Origin of the sequence: Streptomyces sp. ID05-26A, from assembly GCF_033794685.1 — a bacterium.
Lineage (GTDB): Bacteria > Actinomycetota > Actinomycetes > Mycobacteriales > Pseudonocardiaceae > Lentzea.
Genome location: NZ_JARAYZ010000001.1, coordinates 1,041,576 through 1,057,061 on the forward strand (window position 1 = coordinate 1,041,576; position 15,486 = coordinate 1,057,061).

The 15,486-nt window shown below is 68.8% G+C and carries 13 protein-coding genes; 7 read left to right on the top strand and 6 right to left on the bottom strand.

All coding sequences use genetic code 11. From position 1 onward, the window contains the following. Positions 1-81: 81 nt before the first annotated feature. Positions 82-1,029 (top strand): prolyl aminopeptidase, encoded by a 948-nt coding sequence (pip, locus tag PV646_RS05095; protein ID WP_500340290.1) that lies wholly within the window; start codon positions 82-84, stop codon positions 1,027-1,029. On the opposite strand, the gene PV646_RS05100 is transcribed toward pip, so the two are convergent. From PV646_RS05100 to PV646_RS05110, 3 genes are read right to left on the bottom strand one after another with little or no spacing between them, the layout of a single operon-like run. Continuing rightward, the gene (locus tag PV646_RS05100) at positions 1,026-2,570 is read right to left on the bottom strand and encodes a tannase/feruloyl esterase family alpha/beta hydrolase (protein WP_500340291.1); all 1,545 of its coding nucleotides are present in this window, start codon (positions 2,568-2,570) and stop codon (positions 1,026-1,028) included. The two genes, pip and PV646_RS05100, sit on opposite strands and share 4 nt — an antisense overlap. A gap of 46 nt (positions 2,571-2,616) precedes the next feature. After that, entirely contained in the window at positions 2,617-4,590 is a 1,974-nt protein-coding gene (locus PV646_RS05105) for an APC family permease (protein ID WP_500340292.1), read from the bottom strand. 26 nt (positions 4,591-4,616) lie between these two features. After that, on the bottom strand, positions 4,617-6,746 hold the full coding sequence (locus PV646_RS05110; RefSeq protein ID WP_500340293.1) for a bifunctional diguanylate cyclase/phosphohydrolase: 2,130 nt from the start codon (positions 6,744-6,746) through the stop codon (positions 4,617-4,619). 331 nt (positions 6,747-7,077) lie between these two features. On the opposite strand from PV646_RS05110, the gene PV646_RS05115 reads away from it, so the two are divergent. Next, on the top strand, positions 7,078-9,750 hold the full coding sequence (locus tag PV646_RS05115; RefSeq protein WP_500340294.1) for an AfsR/SARP family transcriptional regulator: 2,673 nt from the start codon (positions 7,078-7,080) through the stop codon (positions 9,748-9,750). Positions 9,751-9,782: 32 nt separating this feature from the next. Here the strand turns inward: PV646_RS05115 and PV646_RS05120 are convergent, their stop codons facing one another. Next, positions 9,783-10,208 carry a hypothetical protein gene (locus PV646_RS05120; protein ID WP_500340295.1) on the bottom strand — a complete coding sequence of 142 codons (426 nt, stop codon included), beginning with the start codon at positions 10,206-10,208 and terminating at the stop codon, positions 9,783-9,785. Between the two features lie 74 nt (positions 10,209-10,282). Next, entirely contained in the window at positions 10,283-10,702 is a 420-nt protein-coding gene (locus PV646_RS05125) for a DUF2690 domain-containing protein (protein WP_500340296.1), read from the bottom strand. A 130-nt stretch (positions 10,703-10,832) separates the two neighbouring features. Here PV646_RS05125 and PV646_RS05130 point away from each other — a divergent pair, with 130 nt between their 5' ends. Genes PV646_RS05130 through cobF form a run of 3 tightly spaced genes read left to right on the top strand, consistent with a single transcriptional unit; the run spans position 10,833 to position 12,945 of the window. Then, positions 10,833-11,495 (top strand): DUF2306 domain-containing protein, encoded by a 663-nt coding sequence (locus PV646_RS05130; RefSeq protein WP_500340297.1) that lies wholly within the window; start codon positions 10,833-10,835, stop codon positions 11,493-11,495. Positions 11,496-11,528: 33 nt separating this feature from the next. Next, a complete protein-coding gene (locus tag PV646_RS05135) occupies positions 11,529-12,167 on the top strand; it encodes a peptidylprolyl isomerase (protein WP_500340298.1) in 639 nt (212 codons plus the stop codon). A gap of 34 nt (positions 12,168-12,201) precedes the next feature. After that, positions 12,202-12,945, top strand: coding sequence for a precorrin-6A synthase (deacetylating) (cobF, locus tag PV646_RS05140; RefSeq protein WP_500340299.1), 744 nt, complete (start codon positions 12,202-12,204; stop codon positions 12,943-12,945). On the opposite strand, the gene PV646_RS05145 is transcribed toward cobF, so the two are convergent. Further along, positions 12,942-13,466 (bottom strand): TetR/AcrR family transcriptional regulator, encoded by a 525-nt coding sequence (locus PV646_RS05145; protein WP_500340300.1) that lies wholly within the window; start codon positions 13,464-13,466, stop codon positions 12,942-12,944. The genes cobF and PV646_RS05145 overlap by 4 nt on opposite strands. Before the next feature lie 92 nt (positions 13,467-13,558). Between PV646_RS05145 and PV646_RS05150 the strand changes: the two genes are divergently transcribed. Beyond that, complete coding sequence (locus PV646_RS05150; protein ID WP_500340301.1) at positions 13,559-14,374, top strand: oxidoreductase; 816 nt, start codon at positions 13,559-13,561, stop codon at positions 14,372-14,374. Between the two features lie 58 nt (positions 14,375-14,432). Then, complete coding sequence (locus PV646_RS05155) at positions 14,433-15,326, top strand: helix-turn-helix transcriptional regulator (RefSeq protein WP_500340302.1); 894 nt, start codon at positions 14,433-14,435, stop codon at positions 15,324-15,326. The last annotated feature ends 160 nt before the right edge of the window (positions 15,327-15,486 follow it).

The following is a 15,486-nucleotide window of genomic DNA, read 5'->3' on the forward strand; positions in this document are numbered from 1 at the left end:
GGACCAGCACACGTCCACGGCCGCCGCGGCAGTGGACGTGTCGTTGTGTCCGGAGCCGGTGCCCCCAATACCCTCCCCGGCATGTACCCACAGGTGGAGCCCTACGCCCAGGGCATGCTCGACGTAGGCGACGGCCAGCACGTCCACTGGGAAGCCAGCGGCACCCCGACCGGCAAACCCGCCTGCGTCTTCCACGGCGGCCCGGGCTCGGGCTCCAACCCGCGCTGGCGCGAGGACTTCGACCCGGACCACTGGAACCTGATCCTCTGGGACCAACGGGGCTGCGGTCAGAGCACCCCGTCGACCGCAGACCCGGCGACCAGCATGGAGCACAACACCACCCAGCACCTGATCGACGACGCCGAGAAGCTCCGCGACCACCTCGGCATCGACAAGTGGATGCTGGTCGGCGGTTCCTGGGGCTCGACGCTGATCCTCGCCTACGCCATCCAGCACCCCACCAGGGTCAGCGAGATCATCATCCCCGCGGTGACAGCGGGCAGACCGGTGGAACTCGAGTGGATCACCCGCGGGCTCGGCATGTTCTTCCCGGACTACTTCGAGGCCTTCCGCGACGGCGTGCCACCCGAAGAGCGCGACGGCAACCTGGCCGCGGCCTACAACAAGCTCCTCGACTCGCCGGATCCGGCAGTCAGGGAGAAGGCGGCCTGGGACTGGAGCAAGTGGGACCTGTCCACGATCACCGGTGGCGACAACGACTTCACGGGTACCCGGTACGCCGATCCGGTCGAACGCTATCGGCTCGCGCGAACGGTGTCGCACTACTGGGGCAACGACTGCTTCCTCGATCCCACCTACATCTTCGACAACCTCGACAAGCTCAGCGGCATCCCCGGCATCCTGATCCACGGGCGCAACGACTTCGGCGGCCCCCTGTACACCGCTTGGGAGATCGCGAAGAGGTGGCCCGACGCCGAACTGGTCGTCCTGAACGACGCCGGGCACGTCATCATGGAGGGCAACAGCATGGACAAGGCCATCACCGCCGCCGTCCACAGGTTCCGCTAGAGCGCGACGGGTCCGGACCGGTAGAGGTCCTCGCCTGCCCAGCGGATCCGGTCGCGGAAGCCGAAGCCCGGTGCGGGGACGAAGTTCGCGGCGTCGTCCACGGAGCCCGAGCCGTCGTACCTGGCCCGCAACGGGTACGGGAACACCGGACGGGTGCGCACGACGTTGCCCTCCGCGTCACGGCCGGTGGCGATGATCCGATCAGGCGCCTGGCCGCCTTCGACCCACGACACGAGTGCGCGGAACGGGTCGAAGCCGGTCAGGGTGTCGCCGCCGTCGCAGTGCCACATCGACGGCACCACGAAAAGCCTTGCCCAGGAAGGGTTCTCGCCACCGGTCAGGCGCTGCCAGTAGTCGAGCGTGCCCTCGAACGGGATGCCCTGGTCGCCGGCGCCGTGCCAGATGATCAGCTTGCCGCCCGCCCGGTGGAACGCGCGCAGGTCCAGGGACAAGGAGTTCGCCTTGACGGTCTCGGGCACCACGCGCCGGAACTCCCGGACGGTGAACTCGAACGACTCCAGGGACGAGTGCGGCTTGCCGATCGGGTAGACGAGGTGCTTCAGGCCGTTGTCCGCCAGTTCCGCGGCCACACCTCGGCCGAGACCCGGAGACGGGTTGAGCCAGAACGTCCACGAGATCTCCGAACCGTACGGCTGGCCGCCGGGGTAGAGGCGGACGCCGTGGTCGGACGGGCCCGCGTACAGACGACGAACGCGGGTGATCTCGTCGTCGGTCAACTGGCCCGCCAGCGTGCCCGGATCGAACCTGCACAGGCGCGGGTCGTCGATCTGCCCGTCCACCAGACCGTCGAGGCCGTCGCACGCCGCCATCACCGCGCCGTGCAACACGAAGAGCTTGTCGTTGGGAATGGTGTTGCGCGCGATCCACGCCTGGTAGCCGATCAACGCGGTGTAGTAGGCACCCGGTGCGGCGGCGATGATGCCGTCGAAGTCACGTGGATAGCGTTGCGCGAGCAGCAATCCCTCGCGGCCGCCGTTCGAACAGCCGGTGAAGTACGACTTCTTCGGCGCCTTGCCGTAGAACACCGAGATGATGTGCTTGGACACCTTCGACAACGCGTGCGGTGCGCGGTAGAAGTAGTCGTCACGGGCCTTCTGGTCCGAGATGGCCCAGGTCGTGTCGAACGGGTTCTCGATCGACACCTGGTGCCCGTCGTCGGTCGCGGCCACCGCGGCGTCACCGAAAGCGGGACCACAGCCGGCCGGGAAGGCCGGATCGCCGATGATTCCACAGAATCCGCCACAGCCGTACTGCACGTAACGGCCCTGGTAACCGCGGACCGGCAGCTTCAGCTGGAAACCGACGTTCGGCTCGATCGTGCCGCGCACGTCGCAGAACTCCACCGCACCAGGAACAACCGCGGCCGACGTGACACGGGTGCGGGCGTCCGGCACGTCGAACGAGCGCACCAGATCGGCGCACGAACGCACCGGACGGTTTCCCTGGGAGGCGGCGGCCGGCGCTACACCGGCCGCGACCGTTCCCAGGACAACGAGTGATACCAACAACTTGCGGATCATTGAGCGTCCTTCCCCCTTAGTCGGACGTACAGGGGAAGTCTTCCAGCTAACTGACGTGCACGCGTGGCCGTCGAGTCGGATCCGACTCAGCCGAGCGGATGATTTCCCGTACGACCGGAGGCGTGTCACCGCGGCCGAGGATCAGGTAGCGGAACAGGTGCCCCAGCGGGTTCCCCTCCGACCACTCGAAGTGCGCGTGCGGGATGACGCCGGTCGAGTCGCGCAACGCCAGCAGGATCGCGGCGATCGCGTTCGGGGCGGCCGGTGCGGACGCGCGCAGGACGCGATGGCCGTCCACCTCGACGCCGGACACGCACAGCACGTTGCTGAACGCCGACGGGTCGACGATGTCGATCTCCAGGAAGATCACGTCCGCGGAGCCCGGCACGGGGTTCATGCCCCGCTGCTCGGTCTCCTTCTCGTCGTACTCCTCCTTGTCACCGGCCTGGCGGCGGTTCGCGATCAACGTGATCTGCCCGTCGTGCGAGATGGTGTCGGTGATGAACCTCCGCGCGGTCTCATCGAACTTGATCTTCTCGACGCGCAGCTCGGTGGTCCGGGACACCCGCGACACCAACGAGATCACCACGATGCCGATGATGAAGCCGATCGAGATCGTGATGCCGTCCGGCTTCTCGATCACGTTCTCCACCAGCGCGTACAGCAGCACCAGCGTCAGCACGGTGAACCCGATCCCCGCGCCGCGCTGCCTCTTGCGCCACGCGGACACCGTCACCGCGAACGATCCGGACACCATCATCGCCAGGATTCCGGTGGCGTAAGCGCCGGCCTGCGCGTTCACGTCGGCGTTGAAGATGATCGTGATGATGATGCAGATGACCGTGTAGACGATCACGACCGGACGTACGGCACGGCCCCATTCCGGTGCCATGCCGTACGAAGGCAGATAGCGCGGCACGATGTTGATGAGACCGGCCATCGCCGAGGCACCGGCGAACCACAGGATCAGGATGCTGCTGATGTCGTAGACCGTGCCGAACACCTCGCCGAGCAGTTCGTGCGCGAGGTACGCCAGCGCACGGCCGTTCGCGGGCCCGCCGGGTGCGAACTTGTCCTGCGGCACCAGCACGGTCGTGATGAACGACGTCGCGACCAGGTACACGGACATGATCAGCGCCGCGGTCGTCAGCAGCTTGCGCGTGTTGCGGACCCGGCTCTCGAGGCGCTGCTCCGGCGTCTCACCGGACGCCGCGACCAAAGGCATCATGCTCACGCCGGTCTCGAAGCCGGACAGGCCGAGCACCAGCAGCGGGAACGCCAGGATCGCCGGGCCGACCACCCCGAAGAAGCCGTCGCCGTGCGCACCGAGCGCGGAGATCCAGCGATCGAGCGCGTCCGGCGTCGCGAAGACGTCCACGAGCCCCACCACGGCCACGACGGCGTTCAGGGTGAGGAACACCGCCACCAACGGGATCGCGACGCTCACGGCCTCGCTGAAGCCCATCAGGAACACACCGCCGAGGATCAGCAGCAGCACGATCGTCAGCCAGAGCTCGGCGCCGTGCAACGACTCCGGCACGTACGGGTTCTCCAGCGCGTGCACCGAGGCGTCGGCCGCGGACAGCGTGATCGTGATGATCCACGACGTCGCCACGAACCCCAGCAGCACCAGCACGAAGATCTTGCCGCGCCAGAACGGCAGCAGGTCCTCCAGCATCGCCACGGACCCCTGGCCGTTCGGGCTCTCCCGCGCCACCCGCCGGTACATCGGCAGCATGCCGAGCAGCGTCAGCGCGACGATCAGCAACGTCGCCAGCGGGGACAGCGCACCGGCGGCCAGTGCCGCGATGCCGGGCAGGTACGACAGCGTGGAGAAGTAGTCGACGCCGGTGAGCGTCATGACCTTCCACCACGGGTGCGGCTTGGCGTGCGACTCGTGGCTCTCGGGGCCTGACGGCGCCACCCGGTCCGCGAGCAACCACCTGCCGAGCGGACCACCCGGCGGGGCCGGCCGTTCCGGACTCGGAACCTCGGCGGGGATGGCGAACTCCGTGCTCATGCGCGAAGCATGGCACGGTCAGTCGATCATGGACGGAAGTCCGCCGGGAAGCCGGCCTCCTGAATGGACAATCCGGACGGACGCAACGTTCCGATGCTGCCCTGTGTGTGCAGATCGAGAAAAAGGTCCACTACGTCCGGATCGAACTGCTGTCCGCGACCCGCCCAAAGTTCGCGCCGGGCACGGTTCTCGTCCAAAGCGGTCTGATGTGGACGATTCGACCTCATCGCCGCCCACGCCACGCACACGGACAAGATCCTTGCTTCCGCACGGATGTCCGCGCCGCGCAACCCGTCCGGGTACCCGGCGCCGTCGTAGCGCTCGTGCTGCTGCCTGATCACGTGCGCCACGCCCGCGAACCCCGGCACCATCCGCGCGAGCCGGTAGCCGAAGTCGGGGTGCTGGCGCAGCAGCCGCCACTCCTCTTCGGACAACGCGCCGGGCTTGGTCAGCACCACCTCGGGGATGATGACCTTGCCGATGTCGTGCAGGCGGCCCGCGAGCTGCGTCACCCTGATCGTGGGCGCGTCGAGTCCGAACTCCCCCGCCGCCACGCCGGCCCAGCGCGACACCGAGCGGCTGTGGTCGTAGCGGTGCAGCCAGCCGTCCACCCGGTCCGCGACCTGGCAGAGGAACTCCGCCATCGCGCCGTCGGTGTCCGGGTCGACCGCGGGCAGCGGCTCGGGACCGACCGCGATCCTGTTGCGGCCCGCCGCCTTCGCCGCGTACAGAGCGCGGTCCGCGATCACCACGATGTCGTCGGGGCCGTCGCCGTGCGTCGGGAAGCTCGCCGCGCCGACGGACACCGTGACGAACAACGGGATGTCGTCGTTGCCCGCGTTGACCGGGATCGGCCTCTCCGCGACGCGTTCGCGCAGCCGGTTCGCGATCACGGACAGCCGGCCGGGCCCGGCGTTCGGCACGAGCAGCGCGAACTCCTCGCCGCCGTACCGGGCGAGCACCTCACCGGACCGCGACGCGGCGCGCAGCCGGGCCGCGACCTCCATCAGCACGTCGTCACCGGCGGGGTGGCCGTAGTTGTCGTTGATCGACTTGAAGCGGTCGACGTCGATGATGAACACCGCGACGGACCCGTCGCCCCGCCGCGCCCGGGATATCTCGAGCGGCAGCTGGGCCTCGAAGAACCTGCGGGTGTGCAGGCCCGTGAGGCTGTCGGTGATCGCGAGTTTGCGCTGGTCCGCGACGAGTCCCGCGAGCCTGGCGATGATCAGCAACGACAGCAGCGCGCTGCCGGCTGCGATCACCAGGACGTCCTGCGACGACTGGCCGACGTCGTGCACCAGCATCAGGATCGGCGCGGCGAGGGCGGCCGAGCACAGCGCGATGATCCGGCCGCGGCTCAGGCCGACGTCCTTGACGTGCGCGCGGTCGACGAGCCGCGCCATCGTCGGGTGCAGCGCCGCCGCGCCCATGCAGAGGTTCGCCGACAGCCAGATGGCGTCGAGGAAGTTGCCCGCGTGGTAGCTGCCGTCGAGGCGCTGCAGCACGTAGATCGTGTCCGCCGTCAGGATGCCCAGCAGGTTGCACGTCAGCAGCACGAACGCGCGCGGCCGGGGACCCGCCCCGAAGATCAGCCGCAGCGCCACCACGAACAGCGCCAGGTCCATCATCGGGTAGCCGAGCGACGCGATCTTCACCAGGACCGGTGAGGTGAGGCGGGCCTGCGGGCCGATGACGTAGAGCCAGGACGCCATGCCCGCGACGACCGCGAGCACCGCGGCGTCGAGCAGGCTCGGCAGGTCGAGGCCCGGAGTTCGGCGGCGGATGAGCAGGATCACGCCCGCCACCATCAACGGGTAATGCCCGAGGTAGAAGATGTCCGCGTACGAGGGGTAAACCGTGTACTCGAAGATGTAGTGCGATGCGTAGAACGTCAGGTCGGCGATCGCGTAAACGACCTGGCTGAGTGCGAGGAACAGCCACGGCCGCCTCCATTGGGGACGGTTGCGCTTCACACCGGCGAATGTCGCGATCGCGGCGGAAGCGCTGATCGTGCAGTAGAGCACCACCCGAACCGTTTGCCCCGATGTCCCGGCAGGGCTCACCGGAATCAGGTAGTAGACGCCCAGCAGCAGGTGACCTGCCACCAGGTACATCCACCACGCTCCGGTGCGGCCGGCACGGAAGATGGTCACACGAGACCCCTCGTTCTACGACATCGGTCGAGCCAGGTGATGATGCCCGACTTGGGATGATCGCGGCACCGTCGTTACTCCAATGAGGTGATCCACCATTGCGGACGCTACCGCAAATCCCTGTTCTGTTTTCCACCCACTGCGACGGGTGGTGCCCCTCTGGATTTTCGCACGACTTTTCCCTGCTGGACGGTGATTCGTGCACCTTGTGCCACTGATATTTCCGACCTGCTGGTCGGCAAACGGGTTGCACGACGTTCGTCGTTGACCGTTGCTCGCGTGCAAGTTGCTGATGACGTGAGCGAGACGATCAACGGACTATCGTGATCCGGTGGACGGCGTTCGGTTCGGGGTGCTGGGGCCGCTGCTCGTCACGCACGAGGGGCGCGAGGTCCGCGTTCCCGCAGGCCAGCCCCAACAGGTCCTGGTGGTGCTGCTCCTGCACGCCGGCCGGACCGTCAGCGTCGACCACCTCATGTCGGTCCTCTGGGACGGCGATCCGCCTCTCAGCGCGCGCAAGGCCGTGCAGGTGCACGTCTCGCAGCTCAGGCGGGCCCTGAAAGAACTCCCGGGCGTGTCGCTGGAGTGGGTGCGGCACGGCTACCGGCTCGACATCCCCGAACGGTCGCTCGACCTGCGGCTCTTCCGCGACGCCCAGGACCCGGACGAGGCCCTGGGGTACTGGCGGGGGCCCGCGCTGGCCGAGCTGACCACGGACACCCGGCTCGCGCACCAGCTGGAGGAGGAACGGCTCGGGGCCGTCGAGAGACGCGCCGACAAGGCGATCAGGGCCGGCCGCCACCACGACGTCATCGGTGAGCTGACCGGGTACGTCACCGAACACCCGACCAGGGAACGGCTGCGCGGCGCGCTGATGGTCGCCCTGCACCGCAGCGGACGGCAGGCGGACGCGCTCAGAACGTACGACGAGGGCCGCCGCCGACTGGCCGAGGAGCTGGGCCTCGACCCCGGCCAGGAGCTCAAGGACCTGCACGCGGCGATCCTGCGGGGCGACATCCCCGCCGTGCCGCGCGAACTGCCCGCGAGGCCTGACCCGTTCGTGGGACGCGCTGCGGAGATCGAGCTGATCACGGACTCGGCCGACACCGTGATCGCCGTGCACGGGCCGGGTGGGCAGGGCAAGAGCGCGCTCGCCACCGCCGCCGCGCACGCGATGGCGGAACGTTTCCCGGACGGACAGCTCTACGCCGACCTGCACGGCGCGACACCGGGCCGTTCGCCGCTGTCCCCCGCCGAGGTGGTCCGACGGTTCCTGCGCGCTCTGGGCACGCCGCCGCTGGCCGTTCCGACGGACGCCTCCGAGGCCGCCGCGCTCTACCGGTCGACGCTCGCCAGGCGGAAGGTGCTGGTGCTGCTCGACAACGCGGTGGACGCGGCTCAGGTCGGCCCGCTGCTGCCCGGCGAACCCGGTTCCACGGTGCTGATCACCAGCCGCCGGATGCTCGCGACGCTGAGCGCCCGGCACGTCCGGCTCGACCCGTTGCCCGAGGCCGACGCGCTGCGGTTGCTGGGCGACGACAGCGCGGCGGCCAAGCAGGTCGCGCGGGCCTGCGACCACCTGCCGCTGGCGCTGACGATCGCGGCCGCCCGGCTGCGGTCGAGGCCGGACTGGACGACCGCGACGCTCGCGAAACGGCTCGCGGACCGGCGGCATCGACTGGACGAGCTGGACTTCGACGACCTCGGTGTCCGGTCGAGCTTCCAGCTGAGCTTCGAGGGCCTGAACGCCGGTTCGACCAGGGCGTTCAGCCTGCTGTGCTGCCTGACCGTGCCTTCCGTCAGCGAGCCGGTGCTGCAGGCGTTGCTCGGGCAGGACGACGTGGACCGCGCGCTGGACCCGTTGGTGGACGCCAAACTCGTGGAGCCGTGCGGACCCGAGCGGTACCGGGTGCACGACCTGCTGCGGTTGTTCGGCGCCGAGCACGTGACCGACGAGAAGCAGGACGCACTGGCCCGCGCGCTCACGCACTACCGCTCGACGCTGGCCGCGGCGCTGAAGAAGCTGCGGCCACACGCCTATGGCGCGCTCACGTACGCCGCCGCCCAGCAGGACATCGGCGAACCGTTGCGGTGGCTGACCGACGAGGCGGAGAACCTGCTGGCGGCAGCGCGTTCCACGGTCGGATCAGCGGCCTTGGCCGAGCACGCCCTCGCGATCGCGCACATGCTCTACCCGCACCTGTTCAAGCAGGACAGGGTCGCGGACCTGATCGAGCTGGGCCAGATCGCGGACCAGGCCGCGCGCACGGTCGGCACCTCGGCCGCGGTGCAGACGGCGCTGCTGGTCCAGTCTGCGGCGAACCGCCGGATCGGCTCGTTCGAGATCGCCCGCGCCCAGCTGGAGGAGGTGCTGGAGGCCCGCTCGAACGACCCGTTCGGACAGGGCCGTGCGCTCGCCGGCATCGGCACGATCCAGCGCGAACTGGGTGAGCTGGAGCAGGCGGCGTTGACCCTGACGCGGGCGATCGAACTCACCGAGGAGCACGGACCCGCTGGCGCGCAACGGGTTCCGCTGTCCGCACTGGCCCAGGTGCACCAGGTCGCCGGACGGTACGAGCTCGCGCTCGACGCGGCGACGTCGAGTCTCGAGCACGCGCGTGAGCACGAAGACGCCGCGGGAACGGCGTACGCGCTGGCTTCTCAGGGGCAGGCGCTGTTCAAGCTCGGGCGGCTGGCCGACGCCGAGGCCGTGCTGAGCGAATGCATCGAACTGTGCCGCGTGACGGGTGAGCACAACGACGAGTGGCAGGCGTTGCTGTGCCGCGCGGAAGTGCTGCTGGCGGCGGGAAAGACCGAACTGGCCACAAAGGACGCCGAGCGGTGCGTCGAGATCACCGGCGCGCGAGGCGACCGTTACGGCGAGGGCGTCGCCCATCTCGTGCTCTCCAGGGCAGGCCTGGAAAAGCACGCGGACCGGGCGGCCGAACTGCTCGGCACGCCCGGTCTGCGCAGGGACAACCTGTTGGACGGTCTGCTCCGCTGATCAGGGAGCCGTTACCGCGGTCGTGCGGAGGTTCAGCACCGCTGGCTCGTCGCGGCGGAACCCTCACCGCCGGACCATTCGAGCTGGCCGTACGCCTTGGTGCACTTGGTCAACGTGTTGGCACCGGAGGACCAGACCTCCTTCTGGTGGTTCCCGCCGCACTTGTAGTCCTCCAGGCCGGAGCTGGTGGACACCCCCGAGCAGGCCCACCAGGTGCCGCTGTGCGAGTTGCGGAAGCCCTCCCACACGTAGGTGTAGGACCAGTTCTTGTTGCAGCCCTTGAACTGCTTCACCGAGGCGATCGTCGTGCCGCCCGACTTGACGTAGGCGGTGGTGCCGATCTTCGTCGAGTCGGTGCAGTGCGGGTTGGTCTCGGCGTTCGCCGGCGACGCGATCCCGAGCAGCGCGCCCATGACGAGCGCCGCGGTGCCGACGATACCGGCGATCTTGCTGAACATGCTTCTCCCTCAACGGTTCTTGCGGTGGCGTGCACGAAGTCAGTCGGTGATGTAGCCGGTCACGGCGCGCCCCCTCAGCAAGCGCTCGACGCGAGACGGGCGGTGCGGTGCACGCCGTTCTTGTCGACGTAGAGCACCTCGCCGCGGGCGCAGCCGGGCGCGTGGACCATGTTTCCCCAGTGGTCGCCGGACGTTCCCGCCGCGACGAAGCCGACGCGGTCGCTGCCCGACCACACGGTGATGCGCAGAGCCGAGTCGCCGCCGGAGTAGTTCGAGACGCGCACCCAGTTCGTCCTGCAACCAGGCGACCACCGCAGCTCCGCGGTGCCGCCCGTGTACATGGGCGCGGTGTCGGCGGTCGTCGAACCACCGCCGCACCCGGCGGACACCGGGTCCTTGTCGTTGCATCCACGCCCGCTGCAGGACGCGGCCTGCGCGTCCGGTGCCAGGAGGAGCGTGAACGCGGCTGCCGCGATCAGGGCCGTCGACTTCATGGCGCCGACACTGCTGATGAGCGCTCACAGCGACCTGACAGCTACACCTCGTCAGATGTCAGCGGGGTGTCAGAAGGGCACGTCAGCGAGCGGTGCGTGATCGGTCAGCGGCGCCGGTCAGGGTGGCGCCATGACGTGGTTGCGCAAGCCCTGGGTGGGCCCGTTGGCGTTCGTGGTGGTGGCGTTCGTGGCGTTCTCACTACCGCCCTACCTGACCGGTGATCGTCTGCAGTCACGCGTGCAGTCGGACTGGGGACCGCATTACCCCCTGCTCGTCGTGCACGTCGTCTGCGCGTCGATCGCCATCATCACGTGCGTGGTGCAGATCTGGCCGTGGTTCCGCAGCCGCTTTCCCGCATGGCACCGCCGTATCGGCCGTGTCTACGTGCTGGCCGGTGTGCTGCCGTCCGGTCTGGCCGGCCTGGTCATCGGTTACATGACGCCGTACGGCCCGGTGGCGATGGTCAGCACGCTGATGCTCGCCCCGTTGTGGCTGGCCTTCACCCTGCTGGCGTGGCGTGCGGCCCGGCAGCGCCGGTTCGGCGACCACCGCAAGTGGATGATCCGCAGCTTCGTGCTGACGATCTCGATCATCACCAACCGGATCTGGGGCGCGATCGCGTTCGTGCTGCTGGCGGACCGGATCCCCGAGGCGGAACTGCCGAACACGATCGCGGGGATCGCGACGTGGACCGGGTGGACGATCCCGCTGCTGGCCTCGCAGTGGTGGCTGGAGCGCAAGCCCCGGCGCAAGGTTCCCGTCGAGCAGCGCGAGGCCGTCAGCGTGGGCTGACAACGGGTTGGGGGGCGGCTACGGTCAGTTCGCATGAGGCTACTGCTCGCTGTCCTGATGATGGTCGTCCTCGCCCCGGTCGCATCCGCCGCACCGGCGACTCCCACGGCGAAGTGCGAGTTCATCCCGACGCCGGACAACCCGGCCGCACGCCCGGTCCAGCCGCCCAGCGCCGTCGTGCCCGCGCGCGGCACCGTGAAGGTCACCATCGTGACGAACTACGGCGTGGTCGTCGCGAACCTAGACCGCGCGAACGCCCCGTGCGGCGTGGAGAACTTCGCCCACCTGGCGCGGAGCTGGTTCTACACGATGTCGCAGTGCTGGCGCCTGACCGACACCACGCGCCTGGGCGTGCTGCAGTGCGGCGACATCTACCGCGCCGAGGAGGGCGGCCCCGGCTACCGGTTCGCCGACGAGGTGACCGGCGAGGAGACCTACCCGCGCGGCACCATCGCGTACGGGAACCAGGGACCGGGCACGAACGGCAGCGAGTTCTTCATCGTGCACTCGTTCGCCAACATCAAGCCGCTCTACACCGTGATGGGTCACGTCACCTACGGCATGGACACGCTGGACCGGATCGTGAAGGCCGGGATCGTGCCGCAGCCGGACGGCCTCCTCGACGGGGCACCGAAGAAGCCGGTCAAGATCCTGCACGTGCTCGCCCACTAGGAAGGCGAGTCCCCGCGGTGGTTAGTGTGGGCCGGTGCGAAAGATCCTGGTCATCGGCATCGGCGCGGGCAACCCCGACCACCTGACGGTGCAGGCCGTCAAGGCGTTGCAGACGGTCGACGTGTACTTCGTGCTGGACAAGGGTTCCGTGAAGCAGGAGCTCGTCGACCTGCGCGCGTCGATCCTCACCGAACACGTGACGCGCCCGTACCGCTGGGTGGAGGGCCGGGACCCGGACCGCGACCGCACCCCCGCCGACTACCAGGCGACGATCGACGCCTGGCGCCGCGACCGCGCCGACGTCGTCCTGGGGCTGTTCTCCGAACTGGGCGAGGACGAGGTAGGAGCTTTCCTGGTGTGGGGCGACCCGTCGCTCTACGACTCGACCCTCGCGATCCTCGACGACCTGCTGGCGCGCGGCGAGTCGTTCGAGGTCGAGGTGATCCCCGGCGTCACGTCGGTGGCCGCCCTGACCGCGGGCCACCGCGTGGCGCTGAACCAGGTCGGCAAGCCGGTGCAGATCACGACCGGCCGCCGCCTGGCCGCCGGGTGGCCGTCCGATGTGGACGACGTGGCCGTGATGCTGGACGCGTCGTACTCGTTCGAGGGCGTGGACCCGGACACGTGGATCTACTGGGGTGCCTACCTCGGCATGCCGGACGAGATCCTGGTGTCGGGGCGGGTCGGGGACGTGGCGGCGGAGATCCGCGAGGTGCGCAGCGAAGCCCGTGAGCGCAAGGGCTGGATCATGGACACCTACCTGCTGCGTCGCCCCTAGGCCAGGAGCTTCGCGACCGAGCGGACCACCAGGTCACGGGACGCGACCGGCGTCGAGAACGCCAGTATCGACATGTGCACGACGAGGCTCAGCAGCTCCTCGGCACCGAAGTCCGCCGGCACCCGGCCGTCGCGCTGCGCCTCCTCGATGGCGGCGACCTTCACGACGTGCGCGTCGGCCTCGGCCTTGTTGATCGCCTCGAAGCCGCTCTCCAGCCGGTGGTAGCCCGCCAGGCGCAGCAGTTCGGGCTGCCGCTCGTAGGTGTCGAAGAGGCGGCCCGCGTACCCCGGCAGGTCGTCGGGGGTGATGGGGGTCGCTTCGAGCACCAGGGAGATCTGGATCTTCAGGACCTCGTCGAAGAGCTCCTCCTTGCTGCCGAAGTAGGCGTAGATCATCGCCTTGTTGCACCCCGCCTTGGCGGCGATGCGGTCGACCCGTGCTCCCGCGATGCCGTACGTGGCGAACTCCGCCAGCGCCGCTTCCAGCAGTTTCGTCTTCGTCGCCTCTTTGTCCCTCACCACGGCCTCAGCTTAACCAACTGGTTGGTTGACAGCCAGCGCATGCCGTGCCAATCTGGCAACCAACCAGTTAGTTGCAAAGCAAGGAGTCGGACATGAAGGTCGCACTGGTCACGGGAGCGTCGTCGGGCATCGGCGAGTCCACCGCGGTCGAACTGCACAAGGCCGGGTACACGGTCTACGCGGCCGCACGCCGGGTGCAGCGGATGGAAGGGCTGGCGCAGCAGGGCATCCGGGTGCTGGAGATGGACGTGACGCGGGACGAGTCGATGGTCGCGGGGGTCAAGAAGGTCATCGCGGAGGCCGGCCGGATCGACGTGCTCGTGAACAACGCCGGCTACGGGTCGTACGGCGCGGTCGAGGACGTGCCGCTGGACGAGGCGCGGTACCAGTTCGAGGTCAACGTGTTCGGGCTGGCGCGGCTGGTCCAGCTGGTGTCGCCGCACATGCGGGAGGCCGGAAGCGGGCGGATCGTCAACGTCTCGTCCATCGGCGGGCGGATCTACGAGCCGCTCGGGGCCTGGTACCACTCGACCAAGTTCGCGGTCGAGGGGTTGAGCGACTCGCTGCGGCTCGAGCTGAAGCCGTTCGGGATTGACGTCGTGGTGATCCAGCCCGGCGGCATCAAGACCGAGTGGGGCGGGATCGCGGTCGAGAACCTGAAGAAGACGTCCGGCGGCGGGGCGTACGCGGGGCAGGTCAAGCAGTTGGCCGGGGTCTTCTCGCAGATGGAACGCGCGAGCGAGCCCAAGGTGATCGCGGACGTGATCGTGAAGGCGGCGCAGGCCCGCAGGCCCCGCACGAGGTACGCGGCGGGGTTCGGGGCGCGACCGATCCTGTTCGCCCGCAGGGTGTTGTCCGACCGGGCGTTCGACGCGATGTTCCTCGGGGCGATGCGCCGGTTCGCCTAACCTCTGTTGATCCCTTTTGACCAGGTACCTTCGGTTCAGAACCACCGAGGGGAGTCGTGTGCACGAGGGGCTGTCGCCGGAGGCCGAGAAGCTCTACCTGGCGATGCTGCGGGGAGACGGCGACGCGGGATCCGGCGGGGCGCGCGAGGAGCTCGAACGGCTCGGGCTGATCCGCAACGACGACGTGCGCCCGCCGCGTTCGGCGCTGGCCGCGATCGCGTCGGGGCACGAGGCCGCAGCCGTGCGGGCCAGGGAGACGGCGGAGGTCCTGGCCGCCGCCTATGCCGAGCGCGGTGCGAAGGAGGTCGACTTCGTCGAGGTCCTCAAGGACGCGGACGAGGTGATCAGCGCGTTCGAGGAGATGCAGAGCCAGGCCAAGACGGAGATCCGGGCGCTCGATCCCGGGTCGTACCTGAGCCCGCAGCCGGAGGCGAGTCCCGCGCAGCCGCCGGCGTTGCTCCGCGGTGTCGGGTACCGGGTCGTGTACGAGTCGGCGTTGTTGCAGACCGAACGCGGGTTCGCGTCGGTGCAGGAGAGCATCGCCGTGGGCGAGCAGGCGCGGACGTTCCCCGGTGTGCCGCTCAAGCTCGTGATCGCCGACTCGGACCGGGCGTTGATCGCGGTGCCGACGGTGACGGGCGGGAACGTGGTCGCACTCCTCATTCACCCGTCCGTGCTACTGAGTGCGTTGATCGAGTTGTTCGAGGCGTTCTGGCGGATGGCGGTGTCGATCACGCCCGGCGGCCAGGAGGACACGCAGGAAGAGCCGACCACGGTGACCCGCCGGTTGATGGCGCTGCTCAGCGCCGGTCTGACGGACGAGTCGATCGCGCGTGAGCTCGGCGTCAGCGAACGCACGGTGCACCGCAGGGTGAGCCGGCTGCAGCAGTTGCTGGGGGCGCAGACCCGGTTCCAGCTCGGCGTCCAGGCGTCACGGCGGGGTTGGCTCTAGTCACCCTCAGCAATTGAGACACTGATCTTCATCACTCTGTGAACACGATCGGTGACGGTTTCCAGACATGGCGACTTTCTGCCATCACCCAGGAGTGTTAAACGCAGTTTTTTCCTTTCTCCTCTGTTGCAAGCGCGGTCTCACCCAGGCCGTGCGGGGG